General features: G+C 40.5%; 18 protein-coding genes. 15 read left to right on the top strand and 3 right to left on the bottom strand.

The genetic code is table 11. The annotated features are described in order from the left end of the window. The first annotated feature begins 47 nt into the window (after positions 1 to 47). From ACO6S2_RS04375 to ACO6S2_RS04430, 12 genes are all read left to right on the top strand, one after another. On the top strand, positions 48 to 1,316 hold the full coding sequence (locus ACO6S2_RS04375; RefSeq protein ID WP_422361302.1) for a hypothetical protein: 1,269 nt from the start codon (positions 48 to 50) through the stop codon (positions 1,314 to 1,316). Continuing rightward, positions 1,306 to 2,661 carry a N,N-dimethylformamidase beta subunit family domain-containing protein gene (locus ACO6S2_RS04380; RefSeq protein WP_422361303.1) on the top strand — a complete coding sequence of 452 codons (1,356 nt, stop codon included), beginning with the start codon at positions 1,306 to 1,308 and terminating at the stop codon, positions 2,659 to 2,661. Before ACO6S2_RS04375 ends, ACO6S2_RS04380 begins: the two co-directional genes overlap by 11 nt. 38 nt (positions 2,662 to 2,699) lie before the next feature. Next, a complete protein-coding gene (locus tag ACO6S2_RS04385; protein ID WP_422361304.1) occupies positions 2,700 to 3,338 on the top strand; it encodes an acetyltransferase in 639 nt (212 codons plus the stop codon). A gap of 69 nt (positions 3,339 to 3,407) precedes the next feature. Then, complete coding sequence (locus ACO6S2_RS04390) at positions 3,408 to 4,265, top strand: nucleoside phosphorylase (protein WP_422361305.1); 858 nt, start codon at positions 3,408 to 3,410, stop codon at positions 4,263 to 4,265. Beyond that, positions 4,262 to 4,606, top strand: a complete 345-nt coding sequence (locus tag ACO6S2_RS04395) for a tRNA-binding protein (RefSeq protein WP_422361306.1) — start codon at positions 4,262 to 4,264, stop codon at positions 4,604 to 4,606. Before ACO6S2_RS04390 ends, ACO6S2_RS04395 begins: the two co-directional genes overlap by 4 nt. Further along, positions 4,606 to 5,472 (top strand): GNAT family N-acetyltransferase, encoded by an 867-nt coding sequence (locus ACO6S2_RS04400; RefSeq protein ID WP_422361307.1) that lies wholly within the window; start codon positions 4,606 to 4,608, stop codon positions 5,470 to 5,472. Before ACO6S2_RS04395 ends, ACO6S2_RS04400 begins: the two co-directional genes overlap by 1 nt. An 80-nt stretch (positions 5,473 to 5,552) precedes the next feature. Further along, positions 5,553 to 7,898, top strand: coding sequence for an arylsulfatase (locus ACO6S2_RS04405; protein ID WP_422361308.1), 2,346 nt, complete (start codon positions 5,553 to 5,555; stop codon positions 7,896 to 7,898). 64 nt (positions 7,899 to 7,962) lie between these two features. After that, positions 7,963 to 8,733 carry an EcsC family protein gene (locus ACO6S2_RS04410; protein ID WP_422361309.1) on the top strand — a complete coding sequence of 257 codons (771 nt, stop codon included), beginning with the start codon at positions 7,963 to 7,965 and terminating at the stop codon, positions 8,731 to 8,733. 29 nt (positions 8,734 to 8,762) lie between these two features. After that, positions 8,763 to 10,532 (top strand): AMP-dependent synthetase/ligase, encoded by a 1,770-nt coding sequence (locus ACO6S2_RS04415; RefSeq protein WP_422361310.1) that lies wholly within the window; start codon positions 8,763 to 8,765, stop codon positions 10,530 to 10,532. 466 nt (positions 10,533 to 10,998) lie between these two features. Beyond that, positions 10,999 to 11,136 carry a hypothetical protein gene (locus ACO6S2_RS04420; RefSeq protein ID WP_422361311.1) on the top strand — a complete coding sequence of 46 codons (138 nt, stop codon included), beginning with the start codon at positions 10,999 to 11,001 and terminating at the stop codon, positions 11,134 to 11,136. A 340-nt stretch (positions 11,137 to 11,476) separates the two neighbouring features. Beyond that, positions 11,477 to 12,568: a hypothetical protein gene (locus ACO6S2_RS04425; RefSeq protein WP_422361312.1), complete on the top strand. Its 1,092-nt coding sequence runs from the start codon at positions 11,477 to 11,479 to the stop codon at positions 12,566 to 12,568. Between the two features lie 45 nt (positions 12,569 to 12,613). Then, a complete protein-coding gene (locus tag ACO6S2_RS04430; RefSeq protein ID WP_422361313.1) occupies positions 12,614 to 13,738 on the top strand; it encodes a BamA/TamA family outer membrane protein in 1,125 nt (374 codons plus the stop codon). Positions 13,739 to 13,750: 12 nt separating this feature from the next. On the opposite strand, the gene ACO6S2_RS04435 is transcribed toward ACO6S2_RS04430, so the two are convergent. Beyond that, positions 13,751 to 14,209: a DUF3291 domain-containing protein gene (locus ACO6S2_RS04435; RefSeq protein WP_422361314.1), complete on the bottom strand. Its 459-nt coding sequence runs from the start codon at positions 14,207 to 14,209 to the stop codon at positions 13,751 to 13,753. A 96-nt stretch (positions 14,210 to 14,305) separates the two neighbouring features. Next, the gene (locus ACO6S2_RS04440; RefSeq protein WP_422361315.1) at positions 14,306 to 14,659 is read right to left on the bottom strand and encodes a YraN family protein; all 354 of its coding nucleotides are present in this window, start codon (positions 14,657 to 14,659) and stop codon (positions 14,306 to 14,308) included. A 489-nt stretch (positions 14,660 to 15,148) separates the two neighbouring features. On the opposite strand from ACO6S2_RS04440, the gene ACO6S2_RS04445 reads away from it, so the two are divergent. The 3 genes from ACO6S2_RS04445 to ACO6S2_RS04455 all read left to right on the top strand — a co-directional run bounded on the left by ACO6S2_RS04445 (position 15,149) and on the right by ACO6S2_RS04455 (position 18,792). After that, a complete protein-coding gene (locus ACO6S2_RS04445) occupies positions 15,149 to 16,468 on the top strand; it encodes an ammonium transporter (protein WP_422361316.1) in 1,320 nt (439 codons plus the stop codon). 101 nt (positions 16,469 to 16,569) lie between these two features. Continuing rightward, the gene (locus tag ACO6S2_RS04450) at positions 16,570 to 17,619 is read left to right on the top strand and encodes an outer membrane beta-barrel protein (protein WP_422361317.1); all 1,050 of its coding nucleotides are present in this window, start codon (positions 16,570 to 16,572) and stop codon (positions 17,617 to 17,619) included. A gap of 144 nt (positions 17,620 to 17,763) precedes the next feature. Continuing rightward, positions 17,764 to 18,792: a glutamine synthetase beta-grasp domain-containing protein gene (locus tag ACO6S2_RS04455; protein WP_422361318.1), complete on the top strand. Its 1,029-nt coding sequence runs from the start codon at positions 17,764 to 17,766 to the stop codon at positions 18,790 to 18,792. A 220-nt stretch (positions 18,793 to 19,012) separates the two neighbouring features. Here the strand turns inward: ACO6S2_RS04455 and ACO6S2_RS04460 are convergent, their stop codons facing one another. Further along, positions 19,013 to 21,574 carry an ABC transporter permease gene (locus tag ACO6S2_RS04460; RefSeq protein WP_422361319.1) on the bottom strand — a complete coding sequence of 854 codons (2,562 nt, stop codon included), beginning with the start codon at positions 21,572 to 21,574 and terminating at the stop codon, positions 19,013 to 19,015. Between the last annotated feature and the right edge of the window lies 1 nt (position 21,575).

Raw genomic sequence — 21,575 nt, forward strand, 5'->3', positions numbered from 1 at the left:
GAAACGAATGAGAAGGGCTGCTCAATAATTTTATTTAACTCCTTAGGATGAAATGGTTCTTGATGTTGATTGGCTTGTTGGGGATTATCTATTTGATAGGCAACGCCTGGCGAAATGAAACAGCCGATCAGCACCTAAAACGATTTTTTTTTCCAGCATTAATTTTCAAGATTTTAGCCGGCTGGGGTGCGGGGCTGGTTTACCACTATTACTACAATGGAAATGGTGATAGTATTCTCTTTTTCAACACTTCTTGGGAGTTGGCTATGGCAGTAATCAATGATCCATTTTCGTTGAAGTCAATCTATTCGTCGAATCAAGAAATTTGGCAAGGTTTGGATATGCTAAATTCAAGAACATTCTTTTTTATAGTTGCCCTTTCCATCCCCACTTTTTTTTCGGCAGGTATTTATTGGGTTGCCTCGCTTTATGTTTCGGTTATCAGTTTTTTCGCGGTTTGGTATTTTGTTAAGAGTATAACATTTTATTACCCTAGATCAGAAGTATTGTATGCCAGCGTAGTGGCATTTTTTTTCCTGCCTTCCGCAGCATTTTGGTCGAGTGGTATATTCAAGGAATGCTTTTCTACCGTAGCTATTTTCCTTTCGCTGGCATCTATAATTCAGATGACCCATTCTTCAGGAAGATTGAAGTACAAATATGCTACTGGGGCATTGGTTAGTATTGGTCTGCTTCTAGCAATTAAATACTATTTGGCCGGGCTCCTGGTACCCCTAATTGTGGTGTATCTACTGAAACTCAAGTTGAACGAGGCTGAAGGTAAACTAATTCAGGGAGCAGTAGTTGTTGTGGTAGTGGCCATTTCGCTCTTTGCATTATCCTTTTTTAGTCCAAACCTTAACCTTAGCATGTTGCCAGAAGTGGTGAATCGAGAATACCTTAGAAAGGTTGTTGAAACTGACCCTGAAGGATATGTGTTGTATCCAAATTTGAACGCCAGTTGGTATGGCCTGATAATTAGCGCTCCAAAGGCATTCTTTGTAGGGTTATTTTCTCCATTGAGTTTTAGTTTAGATAACCCTTTGAAATTTATGGCCAGCATCGAAAATTTGATCATGATTTTTGTGTCTATTATAGCCATTTGGAAAACTTTCATTGGAGGCAAATTTAACCTCTCAAATGAAGTGTTTTTTTTGCTTTCTTATGTAACTATAGCTAGCATCTTGCTAGCACTGACCACACCAAACATTGGGACCTTATCAAGGTACCGGGTGGCCTATGTGCCTATTTTTTTCTTTGTCAATCTTGTAGTTTTGTTTAGTGTAAAACGGAGTAATTCAGCTGATGAAAAATAAATTGAAATGGGTTTTGGTGATTGGTTTGATTACAGTACTTGCCGTTCCTTCTTACAAAGCCATTCAGTATTATTTGGATAACCAATTATATGCTCATTTTGTGCTGAATCAGTGGTATCAGGCAAAAGATAGCCCAATAGAAGATGGATATGTGGATAAGCAGTCTTATGATTGGGGGGATACTTGCCGTGTTTTTATCAATTCTACCGATGTTCGATCTACCTGGATAAAATTATACGACATCAATCAGCAAATCGTCGACTCAGTCTGGGTGCAACTCCAACCGCAAGACGCCAAAGAGAACTCTAGTGAAGAAGGCTTTGGATATGAACAGACGCTTGAATATAAAATCCCAGAGTTGAAAGGTGGACTCTACTTATGGGAAAAGAAAATACCGCTTTTAATAAGGGGCGATGATACTAGAATTGGCGTATTGTACGCATCTAATACTCGCAATGCCTATAATATTTTCGGTGGAAAGAGTCTCTATGGAATGTTTTCTCAAAAAACCAATCGAGTTTCATTTTTGAGACCCACATTCCCATATATATCATTTCAAGCATTTTATGGACTTCGATATTTCTTTAACCACCAATCTTTTAAATTCTCGTATCTCTCAGATTTAGATATGGATCGAATGGAGAGTCTAGAGAATTTGGATGTTTTAATAATTGTTGGCCACAGCGAATACTGGGCTAGACAAGCACGACGGAACTTTGATAGCTTTATAACTAATGGAGGTCAGGCTATTATTTTATCAGGGAATACCATGTGGTGGCAAGTGAGATACTCTGAAAAGAAGGATGCCATGATTTGTTATAAATCGCGAGAAGACCCAATTGAGGATACTTTGTTGCGTACGATAAATTGGTCAGACGCTTTGCTTAATTACCCTATTGGCGAAAGCATAATATCCGACTTTATGCAAGGAGGGTATGGGAGGAAAAATAATATTGGATTTAATGGCTATAAAGTGATCAATAAGCCTCACCCTGTTTTTCAAGATGTTCTGAGTGAAGAATTGGACATGTTGCATATTCCTTCTAAGGAGTACGATGGTGTCTCAATAAGATATGAAGATGGAGCCCCGGTAAGAATTAACAATTCATTTTTCACCGAAACAGAGTTATTGGCATACGATTCACTCGGTGATAGTAGAAATGGTGCTTTCGTAGTTGGTAAGAAAACTGATTCAACTGGCATGGTCTACAATGTTGGGACGATGGATTGGTGCAGCGGTTACGGTATGGGCGGAACGGACTCATCCAAATTGCAGGTGATTACAGATCGCATGATAAAATTATGTTTAGCCGAAAGTGAAAAGGGTACTATTCCTGCCGATTAAACTAGTATTTCAATAAACTCTTTCTCTACCTTTGCGGCATGGAAAATCCCGTAATCATTTTTGGTACAGGTGGCCTAGGTAGAGCTGCTCTAGAAATTTTTGAATCAAATGGAAATGTTGTCTATGGTTTCTTGGATGACGATAAAAAACTACACAATACAGAGATAGACAATATACCTGTGCTGGGTAGAACTAATGATCAGGGTTTCCTCAAGCTTATCGGTCAAAAGTGTGAAGCATTTGTAGCTACTGACGATAGTAAGGAAAAGCAGAGCATTGCAAAAACGTTGATTGAAAAGCGTAAGGTAATGCCGACAAATGCCATTCATGCTTCGGCGCATATTGCCAAATCAGCTGTGCTGGGTCATGGCAATTTCATCAACGCCAATGTGACTTTAGGAGCGGGTTCTGATCTAGCCAACCATTGCATATTACATAGTGGATGCACAGTAGATCATGATGCCAAATTGGGAGATTTTGTTCAGATCGGCGCGGGGGCTACTGTAAGTGCCAACGTGGAATTGGGAGAGAATGCCTTTGTAGGGGCAGGATCGGTTATCGTAAGTGGTGTCAAGATTGGAAAGAACGCCAGAGTAGGGGCAGGATCCGTAGTAATTGCAGATGTTGCTGATGGAGACACAGTATTTGGGAATCCTGCACAAAAAGTGGATGCATAACCCACCTTTAATACCTATCATCTTATAGTTTTTGCTATCTTTTCAGGAATTAAATTTCTTGAAAAGTTCATGACGAAAATTTCTGAAACCGATCTCATATTAAACCCTGATGGAAGTGTCTATCACCTTCAACTGGTGCCTGAGAATATAAGCGATACGATCATTACTGTAGGTGATCCAGAGCGTGTAGAGAAAATTACCAATCGCTTCGATCGAGTAGATTTCAAGAAGAAATGTAGAGAGTTTGTTACCCATAGAGGTGTTTACAAGGGCAAGGAACTGACTGTCATGAGTACTGGCATGGGTACCGACAATATTGAAATTTTCCTCAATGAACTGGATGCTCTGGTCAACGTGGATCTCTCCACTCGAACCGTCAAAGAACAAAAAACCAGTCTCAATATTGTAAGAATTGGCACATCAGGGAGTATGCAGTCTGATATTCCAGTTGGCTCTCTATTAGCTTCTGAGATGGCCGTTGGTTTTGATACTTTGATGTGTTATTACGACCTGGACCAGACAATTGAGGAATCTTCAATATCAAAGAATCTACAGTCGGCTACTGGGCTGCCTTTTGCTCCATACGCTGTTGCTGGCTCTAATCTTTTGAGAGATAAACTGGCCTACGACATGCTTAAAGGAAATACCGCCACCTGTCCAGGTTTTTATGGCCCTCAAGGAAGGACGTTAAGGGCTAAGAACCGAATGTCTGGATTTATGGATACATTGAATGAATTCAGACAAGCTGATTTCAGATTGACGAATTTTGAAATGGAGACAGCCGGATATTATGCGTTGGGCCGATTGTTAGGACACGAAGTGTTGAGTCTGAATGCTATTTTGGCTAATCGCGTAACACAAGAGTTTGCCAAAGACCCAGGCGACATAGTTGATGATTTAATCCAAAAAGTATTAAATAGAATATGAGTCAAGAGTTAATCAGTTGGGATGACTTTGAAAAAGTAGACTTGAGAGTAGGGACTATTCTCACTGCTGAGCCCTATCCAGAAGCTAGAAAGCCTGCCTACAAACTTACGGTTGATTTAGGAAAGGAAATTGGAGTGAAAAAATCCAGTGCACAAATTACCGCATTGTATTCCTTGGAGGACTTGGTAGGCAGGCAAGTGATTTGTGTAGTCAACTTTCCACCAAGGCAGATTGGCAAGTTTATGTCCGAGATACTAGTCACGGGTTTTGCTGACGAACACGGAGATATTGTGCTTTCTTCTGTAGAGAGAAAATTACCTAATGGAGCTCGACTTTGCTGATGGCGCCACCATTGCATTATAGAACGCTTACTAAAGCAGATTTAGGTCAGATGCATCGGTCATTCATTGAAGCTTTTTCCAACTATCAAGTCAATATGAAAATGACCCGTGAGGCATTTGAAGATAGGATGCTTCATAAGCTGAACATTAACTTTGACCTTTCTCCGAGTGTTTTTTCTGGTGACAAATTGGTTGGATTTATTTTTCAAACCATCAATGAATACGAAGGGGTACTGACAGCTTACAATGGAGGAACAGGAGTCATTCCAGGTTATTTGGGTCAAGGGCTGACAGCCAAACTGTATGATTTTATATCGCCCAGATTGATAGGAGAAGGAGTTGAAAAATGCGTGCTTGAGGTGCTAACTGAAAATAAGCAAGCCATTAAGGCATATCGTAATTCAGGGTTCGAAGTGTCGAAAGATTTTCAATGTCTGTTGTTGAGGGATGGAATTCTTGATTTGAAAACTAAAAACGAATTTGAAATAAATGAAGTAAAAGATTTTCAAATCGAAGAATATCAGCTTTTGGGAGACATACTTCCAAGTATGCTAGATCAACTGGAGCAAGTCAAATATCACTTGCCAAGCGAGAGAATTTTGGAGGTTCGTATTGGACACGAATTGCAAGGGTTCATTATTTTTCAACCACACAATGGACGAATTACTCAGTTGGCGGTTAGGAAAAATAGTCGTAGGCAAGGAATTGGGACTGCCTTGATTCATCATGCTCATCTGATGAGTGAGAGTAAGAATTTTTCTGTTTTGAATATTGAAGCAACGCAAGATGGCATCATCTCATTTTTTGAAAAATTAGGTTTTTCAAGAGATCTGAAACAATATGAAATGGCACGTCTACTTCCTTAAATCGGGATAATCGACCATTATTTTCAAGGTATTTTTGTTTGGTTTGGTTAACTTGATTGAATGACCAAAAAATCTAAATAATGAAAATTACTAAGCATGTCGTTGTTGCATTAGCAGTGACCGGTTGTATGGTGGCCTGTCAGCCAGTCGAACAAGAAGAACAAGTCTCTGAGAACTTTGCCAAGTATGGGCAGGAATTTGAAGGGAAAATCGGAAAAACTTATGAAGAATCTGAAGAGTGGTGGCCAAAGAAAAAACGTCCACCGAAAGATGCACCTAATGTAATCATCTTCTTATTGGATGATGTTGGATTCGCTCAAGTGGGTTCATTCGGTGGACTTATAGAAACACCAAATATTGATGCCTTGGCTGAAAATGGATTGCGGTACAACAACTTCCACACCACAGCCTTGTGCTCTCCATCCAGAGCGACCCTGATGGCAGGGAGAAACCCCCATAAAATTGGCTTGGGTAGTCATGCTCTGACAGCTATGGGATTCCCAGGCTACAATGCAGTAGTTCCCCCTTCTGCAAAATCAGTTGCCAATTACCTCCAAGCAGAAGGTTATGTGAATTACTCTTTGGGTAAGTGGGATCACACGCCATTATACGAAGTTTCTCAGGTGGGACCATTCCACAGGTGGCCAAGCGATGAAGGGTTTGATCATGGGTACAATTTTATGGCGGCCGATGTACATCAGTTTATTCCAGTGATGTGGGATGACCATCACCCGGAGCCTTACAGAAAATCTAAGCATTTGGATGCAGACCTTGCTGATCGCGCCATTGAATGGATTACTGGACACAAGTCTTTGGATAAGGAATTGCCATTTATGATGCTTTGGGCATCTGGTTCTATGCACTCTCCCCATCATGCACCCGATGAGTTTATCGCAAAATACAAAGGGAAGTTTGATGAAGGATGGGATGTGGCTAGAGAAAAAATCTTAGCTAGACAGAAGGAATTGGGAGTAGTACCAGAAAACACAAAACTGTCGGGCAGAATCAAAGAAATACCAGCCTGGGATTCTTTATCTGATGAGGAAAGAAAACTATATGCAAAACAAATGGAAGTATTTGCTGCGCAGATGGAGCACGTTGATTTTCAAATTGGCCGTGTGGTAGAAACCTTAAAAAGAATTGGAGAATTGGATAACACTTTGATTATGGTGACTGCAGATAATGGAGCAAGTGGAGAAGGAGGGTTGCAAGGTACGTTTAACGAAACTTATGTTTTAAATGGAATGCAAACGCCGTTTGAATCTAATATGAGAAACTATGACAACTGGGGGCAATGGGATAGTTATCCTCATTACCATGCCGGCTGGGCAATGGCAGGAAATACTCCTTTCCCATATTTCAAACAATCAGAACATAGAGGAGGCCAGCAGGATCATCTAGTTGTACATTGGCCAGAAGGAATCAAAACCAAAGGAGAGGTTCGTAGTCAGTATCATCACATCAGTGATATTGCGCCGACAATAATGGAGGCAGCTGGAATAGAAAGACCTGATGAGTATCATGGTATCCCTCAGCAAGAGTTTACAGGAGTGCCCATGAATTATTCATTTGATAATCCCGATGCACCAAATGCCAAAAAAACACAGTACTATGAGATGTTTGGAAATAGAGCAATCTGGCAAGACGGCTGGAAAGCAGTGACACTGCATGCGAATCGTATGCCATGGGACATCAACAAGCGGGCTGATTTTAATGAAGATGTTTGGGAACTATACAATGTGGAGGAGGATTTTTCTGAGAGTACTAATCTGGCTGATCAGTATCCTGAAAAACTGGAAGAACTAAAAAAAGTATTTGAAAAAGAGGCCTGGGAAAATAATGTTTACCCCATGTACGATGACATGTTGGCGCGTCTTAATGCAGTGAATTATGTACTTTTCGGAGATAAAAAGGAGTTCACTTATTACGCGCCAGGAGCTACTAGAATAGCAGAAAAGGCATCCGCTCCCGTGAAAGGGAGATCACATAAAATAGAGACTACAATTAACCTGAAAGGTGATGAGGAAGGTGTAATAGTGGCATGCGGCGGCATGACAGGTGGCTACTCCATGTATATTCGCGACAACAGGTTGCACTTTGATTACAATTTCTTGGATGGTGTACATCATCACATCGTTTCGAACCCACTACCTACAGGTAAAACAGACTTGATGTTCAATTTTATTTTAGATCGATCAGTAATAGATGGGACATTGAAGCCTTGGGCAGGTACAGGCGAACTTTATGTGAATGGTGAAAAGCAGGCAGAAGATTACTTTGAAACCATGCATATTTCAACCTATTCTTTGGCAGAAACTTTTGATCTAGGAATGGATACAGGTACTCAGGTAGATCCATCTTATGAAGGAAGTACTTTTAATTTTACCGGCGAACTGGATAAAGTGATTGTAACTCTGACAGATTAAAAATAGTAAACATGTTTTTGGAGGCCTTTGTTTAGCAAAGGCCTTTTTGTTTTAACTTAAGTGTATGTCTAACTACGAAGAGAAAATAGCAAGAGAACTGGCTGAATGGCAAGTGACGATGCAACGGACTCCTTCTGTTTCTAATGCAGCCATTCGTAGGGTGCAAACTAAAATCAACAGTCTATTGCCGAATAGGCTACACAAGGTCATTACCAAGGTCATTAAGGAACTTACAAGGGCAGTTTTGTTTGGCGCAGACTTTACCACCAAACCCGCTACAGAAGTTCGGTCGTTGATGGACATAGAAGAACAGGTCAAAGATAAAATCAATAAGTACACCTCTACCGCTACTGCCGAAGGAGCCATTACCGGATTCGGCGGATTTGTGAGTGGGCTGGCCGATTTCCCGCTTTGGCTATCTATCAAAATGAAAATGTTATTCGACATTGCCGCCACATACAGGGTCGATACAAAGGATTACAAAGAACGTCTGTTCATACTATATGTATTTCAGCTTGCATTTTCAAGTCAAAAGAGACGAAATGAGATTTACTTAGTGATTAGCAACTGGGAAGTTCAGAAAGATAGACTGCCGAAGGATATCAATGCATTTGATTGGCAATCTTTTCAACAAGAATATAGAGACCATTTGGATCTTGCCAAGTTGCTTCAGTTGATTCCTGGCGTGGGTGCGGTGGTCGGTGCGTATGTCAACCATAGGCTGACCAATAGACTAGGAAAAACTGCGATGAATGCTTATCGAATGCGGAGGTTGAGTCCCGAAAAAGGAGCGTCAGAAAAATCACAAAAAACCCTTCCAAAACATCGGAAATAATTATCTTGGAAGACTACAACAAAAACAAGATGACATCCACTCGCGTATTTGACTTCCTTTATGCCCAATTAGAAAATGGCCCTTTGTCCAAGTCTCTCAACTATAAAGAATTTGGTCAGTGGAAAGGATATAGTACCGAAGAAGTTGTTCAGATTGTAAATGACTTGAGCCTCGGGCTTTTAGCACTTGGTATGCAGCCAGGAGACAAGGCTGCCATCGTTTCTCCTAACCGTCCTGAGTGGAATTTTGTGGACTTTGCTTGTCAGCAAATTGGCGTGGTGACTGTGCCGATGTATCCCACCATCACAGTCGAGGACTATGAATATATATTTCAGCACGCTGAAGTGAAAATGATTTTTGCAGCTGATTCGGAGTTGATTGGAAAGGTACAGGAGGCAACAACTTCACTCAATATTGAGCATATCTATTCTTTTGACGAAGTTGAAAATACGGAAAACTGGAAGGTCGTCAAGGACAAGAACCCACAGGGTGATATGAGCGAAGTGGAGGCATTGAAAGATAAGGTCAAGCCTGAAGATTTGCTTACGATCATTTATACTTCGGGAACAACTGGTAGGCCTAAAGGTGTAATGCTGAGTCATCACAATATTGTATCTAATACCTTAGGGGTTTCTGCTCGAATTATGGGTACTATGGTGCCTGGTGAAGATAGTACTTTGAGCTTTTTGCCAATGTGCCACATATATGAACGTACAGCGCTGTATGTCTATATATATAATCGATTGTCTGTCTATTATGCAGAGAGCATGGATAAGATCGGAGACAATATCAAAGAGGTGAGTCCCAATATGTTCACCTGTGTGCCTCGTCTATTGGAAAAAGTGTATGACAAGATTGTGTCAAAAGGTTATGAGCTTCCACTCATTAAAAGAAAACTTTTCTTTTGGGCGATAAACTTAGGGTTAGTCTACGATCCCAACGGCGATTTTAGTGGTTGGTACCAATTCAAACTGAAGATTGCTCGGAAACTAATATTCTCTAAATGGAAAGAGGCATTGGGGGGTAAATTGAAATTAATCTCATCCGGCGCAGCAGCTCTGCAACCGCGATTGGCTCGTATTTTCTGGGCGGCGGAAATTCCCGTTTGTGAAGGTTATGGATTAACTGAGACCTCGCCTGTTATTACTGCTACGGCTGCATTTCCTGAATATGTGAGAATAGGTGCCGTGGGTCAACTCATTGATGATGTGGAGGTAAAAATAGCTGAGGACGGAGAGATTCTCTGTAAGGGTCCAAATGTGATGATGGGCTACTACAAAGCTCCAGAACTTACTGCAGAGGTGATTCAGGATGGCTGGTTTCACACAGGAGACATTGGGGTGGTCGAAGAAGGGTTTCTTAGAATCACTGACCGAAAAAAAGAAATGTTTAAGACTTCTGGTGGTAAGTATATCGCACCACAAGTGATGGAAAACAAATTCAAGGAAAGTATTTACATAGAGCAGATCATGGTGGTTGGGGAAGGTAGAAAATTCCCATCTGCCTTAATTGTTCCAAATTTTGAAGTACTTAAAGAATGGCAAAACGGCCAGGGAATTTCCGAATTGGGACAGAAGGACTTAATCGCTCATCCTGAGGTAGTCAAATTGTTCGGAGCCGAAATAGCTCGCTACAACGAAGAGTTTGGTAACTGGGAGCAAGTCAAAAAGTTTGAATTAGTTGAAAAGGTGTGGGGAATAGATAGTGGTGAGCTTACTCCTACCTTGAAACTGAAACGCAGAATCATCAAGGATAAGTTTAAGGATCTGATTGAACGGATCTATATGATGTCAAGCTAAAAAAAGATCAATTCTATTGATTGAGAGGACTATTGCATACTGGATTACAGTAAAGTATTAGAACGTTGATCAGCATTTAAATTTTAATTGGAGGAAAAATATGCTTACAGTTGCTGTGCTTTCACTCTGGTATGTCTGATCAGCTATATTTATACTACCTCAGAATTAAAAAAGAATGTAAAAAAGGTTGTTAAGGATAAACCTCGTGAAAAAGCGATTGTCCATGAGCCAAAGCATTTAAAAATGAGCAGCAGGCATTTCAAAACACTTTGAACAATCAGGCTAAAACTTTTCAGAGATACCATGATGATAAGTTGCTTACCGAAGAAATATTCAAAGAATTTTTGAGGGTATAAAAAATTCTTATGTGACCTACTATGAAAATCAGTTGGAAATAAGGGGCTCAATTCTTAACAATTTGTCAGACTCTGAATGGAACAAAATTGTTTCTAGTTATAAAAAAAGCATGAGGAAATTATTAAAGCCAGAAAGAGAAGACTATTACTGCTTGAAAAAGATCATTAAAGACAAAGACCGCGAGGATCAAGTTTTGAAAGAGGCGAAGCTAGTCAGCGGACAAAGGAGGAAATGGACGCTGAATTAGGTGGTAAATTTATTGAATTTCAAACTCAATATGATCAAGAAAACTTACAAAAGGAGGTGGTTGTGGATTTTTTTGAAGAGGTGGAGCCACAGTGATATTCGATGAGATGCATACCCTGAGTTTAATCAATGCCTTTGGCATCGAAGACAGAAACGATGGTCATGGATGGTATGGTTCATGGATACCGATCATTCAATTGGTAATCAGAGTGAACAAAGACTATTGATATGTACCAGCTAGTTATTTCAATTTTTAATTTTTTCATTCTTTTTCGGTCAATGAAGGAATTTTCCGAAGTTTTGTAAAAGTTATTATCTTGAAAAAGATTGAATCCTATACCATGAAAATTAAACTTACACTCATATTTGTGCTGATCACTTCTTTTGCTTGGGCCCAGAAGATTGATAGTGCTCAAATTGGAAAAGAATACCCTTACAAAATGCCTTTCCTTGGTAAAAAGGCCTATGAAAGAGGATATGAATTACCGCTCCCCCATGGGCTAATGGTGAGTACTTTATTCAACCGACAGGATATTGTTTTGGACAATTTTTCGATGGCCTTTACTCAACCAGGTGAAGAGCCTGATTTTGAACGACTACAACCAGTCAGTGATTTGATTGTGTTTGGACCTTCCTCTGGGCGAATCAATACCTTGAATTTTAGATTTGATACTTGGCTTTTTCCATTCTTCTCAGTTGGAGGATATTACGGACGAGTTTGGGGAGAGCAAGTTATCCGCCTAGAATCTCCTATTGCCATAGAAAGTGTCACAGACATCAGGGGTCAATATTACGGGATTAATTTATTGGGTATTGCTCCATTAGGTCCTGTGGCATTAGCCGCTGATTATAGTTGGTCATGGACTACAAATGAACGATTGGACAAGCCCGTCCTTGTCAAAGTCAGCGGGTTAAGGGTTATCAAAAGAATTCCTACAAAAACAAAAGGTAGATATTGGGCTTTTTGGGGAGGTGCCCAGTTTCAGAAACTCGACAATCAAACCTCTGGTAAGATTGGATTGGGAGAAGCCTTGAATTTAGATGGCTCCGCATTAGACGCTTTGGATGATCGTTTGGATGGTGCGAATGAAGGCATAGCAGAGTTAGAAGCAGCATGGGACGACTATACCTCAAGCCCTGAATGGGATGAGCTGTCTCGAGTGGAGCAGGCCAGGCAAACGGCAACTTACAATACTGTTCATGGCGTGGCAAATACTATTGTAGGCGTGGGAGAAAGTGCAAGTGAATTGCTTCGAGGTCTAAGTGAAACAACTGTACATTATAAGTTTGACAAAAGACTCCAATATGAATGGAATATGCTATTAGGTTTTAATTATCAACACAGCCCTGTTTGGCAATTTCGAACAGAATATGGATTTCTGAAATCAAAACAGCAACTTATGGTTTCTTTAAACTATCGTTTTGGGCTTTGATTATGCCTATTGATAGCAAAAATTCAATATTCTAACTTTCCTGTTGTGAAGCATTTAAAATGTGTTTTAGCATTCATTTTACTTCTAAACTTTCCATCGTTTGCTCAAGAGGAGAAGCAAGGTGTTTTTAGGGATACGCTAGACAATGCCTTAGATATTAGTCGTTGGTTCAGGGACTATAGTGGATTCTTACCCGTCGTCATGCCAATAACAGAGCCAGCCATTGGATTTGGTGCCGTAGGTGCAGGTGTGTTTCTAATGCCCAAAAAAGGGCCAGGTGGAGAAATATTGCCACCCGATATATTGGGGGTTGGAGGAGGACTCACGGAGAATGGCACCTGGGTAGCGGGTGGAATGTACAATGGCTATTGGTTTAATGATAAAGTCAGATTTAAATTTCAGGGTGGATATGGAAATGTAGTATTGAATTATTACTCACAAACTTCTCCTGTAGAATCCATAGAATTTACGCTCGGCAGTCTGGCACTTATGCCTTCCTGGTATTTCAGAATCAAAGAAACGCCTTTTCTTCTTGGCTTTGGTTACCAGTATCTGAATACAGATATTGATGCTGGAGAACTTGAAATAATATTGCCGGAGCGTGATTTGAATTTGGTAGCTAGTGGACTTTCGCTGAATGCAGAATTTGACAAATTGGACAACAAAATATCACCATCATCAGGATTTAAACTCCATACGGAATTCTTACAAAATATGGAGTTAATTGGTTCAGATAGAAATTTTAGCAAACTGACCTTGTATTCTCTTCTTTACATACCTGTATCTGAAAAATGGATTCCGGCCTTGAGATTTGAGACTATAAAAACGTTTGGAGATGTCCCATTTTATAGTGAGCCATATCTCAAGTTGAGAGGTGTTCCAGCGATGAGGTATCAAGGAGAGTTGACTGCATTGGTGGAAATGGAAAATTATTTAGGCTTGACTTCCCGATGGGGTTTGGTCGGGTTTGCAGGTTATGGTCAGACATATATTGAAGATTTGGACACCAGTCAATTAAACAAAGCAACTTCTGCGTGGAATGCCGGTGCCGGTTTTCGCTATTTAATTGCGAGACTATATGGTATGAGATCAGGAATAGACATAGCTAGAGGCCCTGAAGAATGGGCTATTTATGTGACCATAGGAAGTAGCTGGTCTTTTCTGAATTAGAAGAGTAAGAGCTTATTCTGGTTCAAATATCTTTTGCAGACCAAATGCCGATGGAGTAGGTCCATTCTTTTCAAGAGTATCCAATTTACTTTTTGCTTCCGCTAATGTAGGTACATGACTTTGTTCAATCCACCAAAGTACCACCTGATGACCGTCTATTTTTTCTGACCACTTTTTTCTGCTTTTCAGAAAGTAACTATGTACGGTATCGTAAGTGTAGGCTCTCAGTGATTCGTAGTCTGTCCAAACCGACATGTTTATAAATATCATAGAGTCCTCAAAAGGAGTCTCCACATCGATGGCAGCCTCGCCTGTTTCGTCTTTGAATCTCCAAACAAAACCAGGACTTTCCTCTGCCAGTTGATTGACAGGTGCCAGAAAGTCCTTGAACTCTTTCATAATGGGGTCATCCAAGTCAGCTTTCAGCTTGGTGATATTTAATTGGGCCAGGTTGTAGGTTTTTTGCTTCATGTGTTGTGATTGTAAGATTCGAGAAACGAATTGAGAGGATGTCAGTTAGTGTTTATTCATGAGAATTGCTCATGATTTTCATTAAACTGACGAATGCTAATAAAACGCGTCTTCGAAATGGGTAATGTTAAATTGAGCATCAATGGCTATGATGTCGAACCTTATCGGATCTTGCCAGTCTAGTTCGGTTATGTAGTGTTCTGCACCCTGCAAGATCGACCTTTTTTGATTGTCTGAAACGAATTCCTCTGGATGTCCAAATTGGCTGGTGCTTCTATACTTCACTTCAACGAATACTAAGGTTTTCGATTCAACTAAGATCAAGTCAATCTCGGAACGTTTGCATCGATAATTTCTTTCGCGAAGTACAAAGCCTTTATTGAGTAAGTACTGAAGTGCTTTTTCTTCGGCCTTCTGGCCAATGTCTTTTGTTGGTCGGTGGGTACTCAATGGTCAAGTATTGTTTCTGCTAATCTATCAATAATGCGGAATAATCGTGTTTGTCAAGACATATTCAATTGGTAAGGATATAAATAATACTGGGTTTTTATAAAAAACACTCAGATATAGGTTGGATTGTTTAAATCAGATTAAGTAAAAAGTGGTTTTGGGTGAAAATTCTGCAAATGCACGTATCCACGAATGCTGATTTTGCAAATAATTCAATTTCAGGGTAAGATTTTGGCGAGATATGTAATAATTCATGCATTTACTGAAAAAGTAGGTATAAAAATTACGTAGTAATACGTAAAAATACTACTTTAGCATCTCAACAGCATTAAAAACATCCCCAAATAGTTTGAATTAGCAGCTTAACAGCTTTGTCAGGTCAGATTTTAACCCAGTTGACTTGAAAATTGCAAAATTCATTGAGAAAAGCTTGAAAGCCCAAGGTGGGTCTTTCCTGAGGAAAACAATTTAGAACTAAAAATTAATGCTATGATTAATCTGTTGACGAATGTAGTTGAAGAAGCAGCAACAGTGGTTGAAGTTCCTGCAGAAGTTACCAACGCGGTAGCGGAAGCAGCAGCTGCGAGTGCTGGAGCACTTTTCACAGCTAACAACATTTGGATGATGTTGGCAACTGCCTTGGTGTTTATTATGCACTTAGGATTTGCTGGTGTCGAGGCCGGTTTTGGCCAATCAAAAAACACCGTAAATATTTTATTTAAAAACACAATCACTCCTATTCTAGGATTGGTTACCTATATGATCTGTGGGTTCAACTTGATGTATCCTGGTGAGTTTGGTATCATCGATGGTGTCCTAGGATTTGCAGGATTCGGTTTAGACGCTGGCGATGGTGCTTCTATCGATTATGCTGGTGGAGGATATACTTATTGGACTGATTTCTTGTTCCAAGGAATGTTTGCGGCCACAGCTGCTACGATCGTTTCTGGAGCTATAGCCGAGCGTGTTAAGATCTCTACTTACATGCTTTTCACGCTTTTATATGTAGGTATTGTTTACCCAATCTTAGGTAGCTGGAAATGGGGAGCTGGATTCTTAGATGCAGCTGGTTTCTACGATTTCGCAGGATCTACATTGGTTCACTCTGTAGGTGGATGGGGTGCATTGGCCGGTATCATTGTAATCGGACCAAGACTTGGAAAATATGTAGATGGTAAAGTAATCGACAAGCCAGGTACTTCAGTGCCATTGGCAGTGATCGGCGTATTCTTACTATGGTTAGGTTGGTTCGGATTCAATGGTGGATCTGTACTTTCTGCTGACCCTGATACGGTATCATTTGTCTTGGTTACTACCTCTATGGCTGCTTGTACTGGTGGACTATTCGGATTCTTGACTGCTTATGTGGTTTTCAAAAGATTGGATCTTGGAATGGTACTAAATGGTATCCTTGCCGGATTGGTAGGTATCACTGCTGGTGCCGATGTGATCTCAGTAAACAACTCTTTGATTGTAGGCGCAGTAGCTGGTATTCTAGTTGTGCTTTCTGCTATCACACTTGACAAATTCAAATTGGATGATGTAGTAGGTGCTGTATCTGTGCACTTGACTTGTGGTATCTGGGGTACGCTTGCTGTAGGTATCTTTTCTACTAACCCTGAACACTCGTTCATGACTCAGCTTTACGGTGTGGCTATGTACGCTGTGGGAGCATTCCCTATCGCATTCGCCATCTTCTTCCTATTGAAGAAAACAGTGGGAGTGAGAGTATCAGAACAACACGAAACAGAAGGACTCGATACGCATGAACATGGTATCAGAGGATATACAATCGTTTACGACGATTAATAAAAAAAGAGCCTGCCGGGCATGTCTGCCAACATGCCCAAGCAGGACTTAAAATCACAAATCTGTCAAACAAATTTATGAACCAAAACACAAATTTAATCATGAAGAAATTTCTATGCATTGTAATGATGACAATTTTCGCCATATCTAGTACTGCAGTAGCTCAAGAGGAGTCAAGTGCACCTGAACTGTCAATTTCAGGTAGTGTAGATGCTTATTATAGAGCCGTATTGAGCGGTGGATCAAATGACGCTACTGAAGGAACTTCTTTGGCTCCAACTACTTCATTTGCTAACCAAACAGGATTTGCACTTGGTATGGCCAATGTAATCATCGGCATGGACGGTGAGAAAACTGGTTTTGTAGCTGATCTAGCATTCGGCCCTAGAGGTACAGATGCGGTGTTTTTATCAACTACTGCTTCTTCTAGCATTGTAAATCAATTGTACGCATATTGGAATGTGAGTGAAAAGGTGACCTTGACGATTGGTAACTTCAATACCTTCTTGGGTTATGAAGTGATCTCTCCAACAGGAAACTATAACTACTCAACTTCTTATATGTTTTCTTATGGACCATTCTCACACACTGGATTGAAAGCTGATATCGCTTTGGGCGATGCTTCTTTGATGTTGGCGGTATTGAACCCAACTGATGCTACAGATTTCAACCCAACTGGAGACTATGCCTTCGGTGCTCAGTTAGGATTTGGCGGAGCTTATTTGAATACTATTCTTTCAGATGATTTCTACCAAGTGGATTTGACTGCTGGATGGGACCTTACAGACGCACTTTACTTGGGGGTTAATGCTACGAAAGCAAAGGATAACTTCACTGGAGCTGCACTCTACGTTCAGAATTCTTTCTCTGATGATTTCTCAATGGGAATTAGAGGTGAATACTTCAAAGATGAAGGAGTAGGAGCCATTGCTCTAGATGAAAACGTGATTGATTTGACTTTGTCGGCTAACTACTCAGTAGGTAACCTGACATTTATTCCAGAATTCAGAATAGATATGTTGTCGTACGACGGATTCGAAGAAAGTAATGATGGTTGGGACGTAACAGATCCAGACAACCCATTTACTATCAATCCTGTGTATGGAAAAAGCCTGTCATCGTTTACGCTGGCAGCAGTATATGCGTTCTAAGAAAATTTAGGATTTAGCTTTTGCCGGGGTGCTCTTATGGGTGCCTTGGCAAATCCTTTAGAACTAGGGCTTAGTCATCCGATTTTTCGAGACGCAAATTGAAAAGAATTAAAGTAAAACAGTAAAAGCTAAAATTTAAGTAAAATGGCAAAAGCAAAGTTAGAGTACATTTGGTTGGATGGTTATAAGCCAACGCAAAGTCTAAGAAGCAAGACTAAAATCGTAAGCGATTTCGATGGCAAGCTAGAAAGTTGCCCAATGTGGTCGTTCGACGGCAGTTCAACTCAGCAAGCAGAAGGTGGTTCTTCTGACTGTTTGTTGAAGCCTGTAGCGATCTTCGAAGATCCAGATAGAAAAAATGGATACCTAGTAATGACTGAGGTATTGAATGCAGATGGTACTGCACACGAAAGTAACGGTAGAGCGACTATCGATGATGATGACAATGATTTCTGGTTTGGATTCGAGCAAGAGTACTTCTTGATCGACAACAACACTGGCAAGCCACTTGGTTTCCCAGAAGCTGGTTACCCAAGACCGCAAGGGCCATACTACTGTTCTGTAGGAGCAAGCAATGCATACGGAAGAGAAATCGTAGAAGAGCATTTGGACCTTTGCTTAGACGCAGGTTTGAATGTTGAAGGTATTAATGGCGAAGTAGCTGCCGGACAATGGGAATTCCAATGTTTTGCAAAAGGAGCTGCTGAAGCTGGAGATGAGATTTGGATCGGAAGATACTTGTTGGAAAGAACTGCTGAGAAGTACGGTGTTTCTATCGAGTGGAGACCAAAGCCAATCAAAGGTGACTGGAATGGATCTGGTATGCACGCTAATTTCTCAAACTCAGTATTGAGAACGTGTGGATCTAAAGAAACTTACGAAACTATTTGTGAAGCATTCGCCCCATTCGTAAAAGAGCACATCGACGTATACGGTGCAGAGAATGATCAAAGATTGACAGGAGATCACGAGACTCAGTCTATCGACAAATTCTCTTTCGGTGTATCTGATAGAGGAGCTTCTATTCGTATTCCTATCGCTACGGTAGAAAACGGATGGAAAGGATGGTTGGAAGACAGAAGACCTGCTTCTAATGGAGATCCTTACAAAATCGCAGCAAGAATTATCAAAACGGTAAAGACTGCTAAAGTTGCTGATGCAGTGACTGCATAAGAAAGTTTATTTCAAATTGACAAAAGGGAGACTCGTTTCGGGTTTCCCTTTTTTATGTCTTCACTTAAGTAAATGATGTTGAAAGAAAGGCGCGAAAGAACAACTAAATCATTAGGAAAGTGGCAGAACAACTCAGCAGTATGATCATTAAAATCACTACGAAATGTTTCATTACTTCTTGAATTAGTTACATATAAGACAAGCAATAATGACGCCACCCTCAAATTTCTCTTCTCAAAATCTCTAAAGGGCTTTTCTTTAATACTGGTCTGATATTGAATAACCCAATGATTACAGTACCAAATGTGACGGCCAAAAAGATCAATATGGAATGGTAAATACTGAACAAAAAGTCATTTTCAAATATGAATTCAGCAAGCAAATAGCTAAATGTATGGGCTAAAAGCAGGCCTGCTGTAGAGGCGATTGCTCCCAAGGCCAGATACTCCAAAAAGGTAATCCAGAATATTTGGTGAGATCTTGCACCAATAGTTCTTAGTAGTACACTTTCTTGCACACGCTGAGTTTTGCTCAGTACCACTGATCCAGCCAAAACAATGAGCCCAGTGAGTACACTAAATGCTGCCATAAAGTTGATGGCGAATGAGACTTTGTTGAGGACTTCTTCTACTGTTTTAATAATAAGCTCAAGATCGATAATGGATACATTGGGAAAGAGTCGAACGACCGCTTGTTGAAACCTCGCGGAAACATCTGATTGGTCTACCTTGGTAACCAATACATGAAATTGTGGAGCCTGCTCCAGCACGCCCGTAGGGAATACAATCAAGAAGTTAGTTTGCACTCTGCGCCAATCCACTTTTCTGATACTTCCTATGTAAGTCTTAACTAGTGCCCCCTGTACGTTAAATAGCAGCTCATCTCCAATTTCCCATTTGCGCCCTTTAGCAAAACCTTCCGACACTGAGACAAAAATGGTATCTTCTGGAGACTCTATTTTAGATGGTAATTTTCCTTTGGCCAAAGTCTCAGAATTGATCAGGGAGTCTCGGAATGTAACCCTATACTCACGGTTGAAAACCCAACTTTCAATATCTAACGTTGAGTCTTTTTCAACCATTTTTTTATTGATGCCATTGATTTCTTTGAGTCGCATGGTGACAATAGGTACATCCTGAACCACGGGTAGGTCATAGTCTACGACCAAGGTTTTAAGTTCTTCCTTTTGTTTGGTTTGAATATCAAACAACACCATGTTTGGTCTTTCATTGGCGCCTGTCAGAGTGATTTGTTCTACCAATATATATCTTGAAAAAAGGAGAGTAGAGATCAGTACTGCACATATCCCAATGGTAAGTAAGAGAATCGTGCTTTGATTATTTGGACGGTGCAGGTTAGCAATGCCTTGTTTTACTAAAAATGAACGAGTTCGAGATGAAATTCTTCTGGCTAATGTCATCAGCCCTTTGGCGACCAAAGTGAGCAACCCAAAGGTAACGGCCAACCCTCCTACAAACATCAAAGATTGTTTCCATTCTCCGATTTGAAAATAGGCAAATCCAAGTAAGAACAGAACCAGACTGGAAAATACAACAATTGAAGCCTTGCTGATTTTGGATTCTGTTGATTCAAAAGCCGCTCTTATGGATTGTAACGGAGAGATCTTACCCAACTTTATCAAAGGCAATAAAGCAAATAGAAAGGCTATAATTAGCCCAAGAAGAATGCCTTCAAATATAACAATACCGAATATTTTGGGTGTAAATGAAAATGGCAATATTTCACCTAATAGTTTAGGTAAGTAATATTGAAGTCCAAGTCCAAGAGCGGTGCCAATGATTGACCCTATCAATCCCATAAATAGTACCTGATAGAGATAGATATAGAAGGCTTGCTTACTTTTCACACCCAAACAGCGTAAGATGGCCACGGATTGGTTCTTCTCCTTAAGATATATGTGTACTGCACCGGCGACGCCAATGCTCCCCAACAGCAAGGCAATGAAAGCAGCTAGGTTCAGGAAGATAGACATGTTGGCGAACGCTTCACTCGTATCTTGTTTTCTTTCCTCCACCGTTTCACTTCTTAACTCAAGTTCCTTTATACGTTTACCATGTGTCGCAATAATGTCGTCTGCCATGGCTTCAGTGGGGTATTTAAAAAACACAGAGTGAGTGGCACGACTTCCTTTGGTGATTAGTCCGGATTGGAAGGCGTTGTACTGGGTGATATAGACTACTGGTGCGATGGAAGTAGAAATACCACTTTGACCAGGTACATTTTTGAGTTTTCCTCGGATTTCTAATGAAAGTTTTCCAATACGAATTTCGTCTCCGATTTCTACATTAAACTGTAGCATCAGCTTTTCATCAACTAGCGCATAATTTCCATTGGTTAGATCTCCCGCTGCCCAATGAGGCTCGGTTTCTATTTTTCCATAGTAGGGATATTGTCCCTGGATTCCTCGTACTTGAACCAAACGTGTACCATCCGTCCTAGGAAAGTAAACCATAGAACCGAATCTGGTTTGGCTCGACCGTTCTTCTCCTAAGGAATCCAAAAGATCAAATTGCGCCCTAGTGAACGGTTGCTTGCTGTAGATCTCCAGATCAGCGCCTAGTAGCGATTTGGCTTGCAATTGTATTTCCTCATCCAGATTTCTTTTGAAAGAATTGATGGCAACCAATGCGGCTATTCCGATGGCAATGGAAGTAGTGAATAGGAGTAGTTTAGACCTACTTCTTCGACTGTCCCTCCAGGCCATTTTCAACAACCAACTGCGAGAATATTTTTTCTGCGTTACGGAGATTTTGCTATCCATA

This window comes from Reichenbachiella sp. (genome assembly GCF_965233835.1).
Lineage (GTDB): Bacteria > Bacteroidota > Bacteroidia > Cytophagales > Cyclobacteriaceae > Reichenbachiella.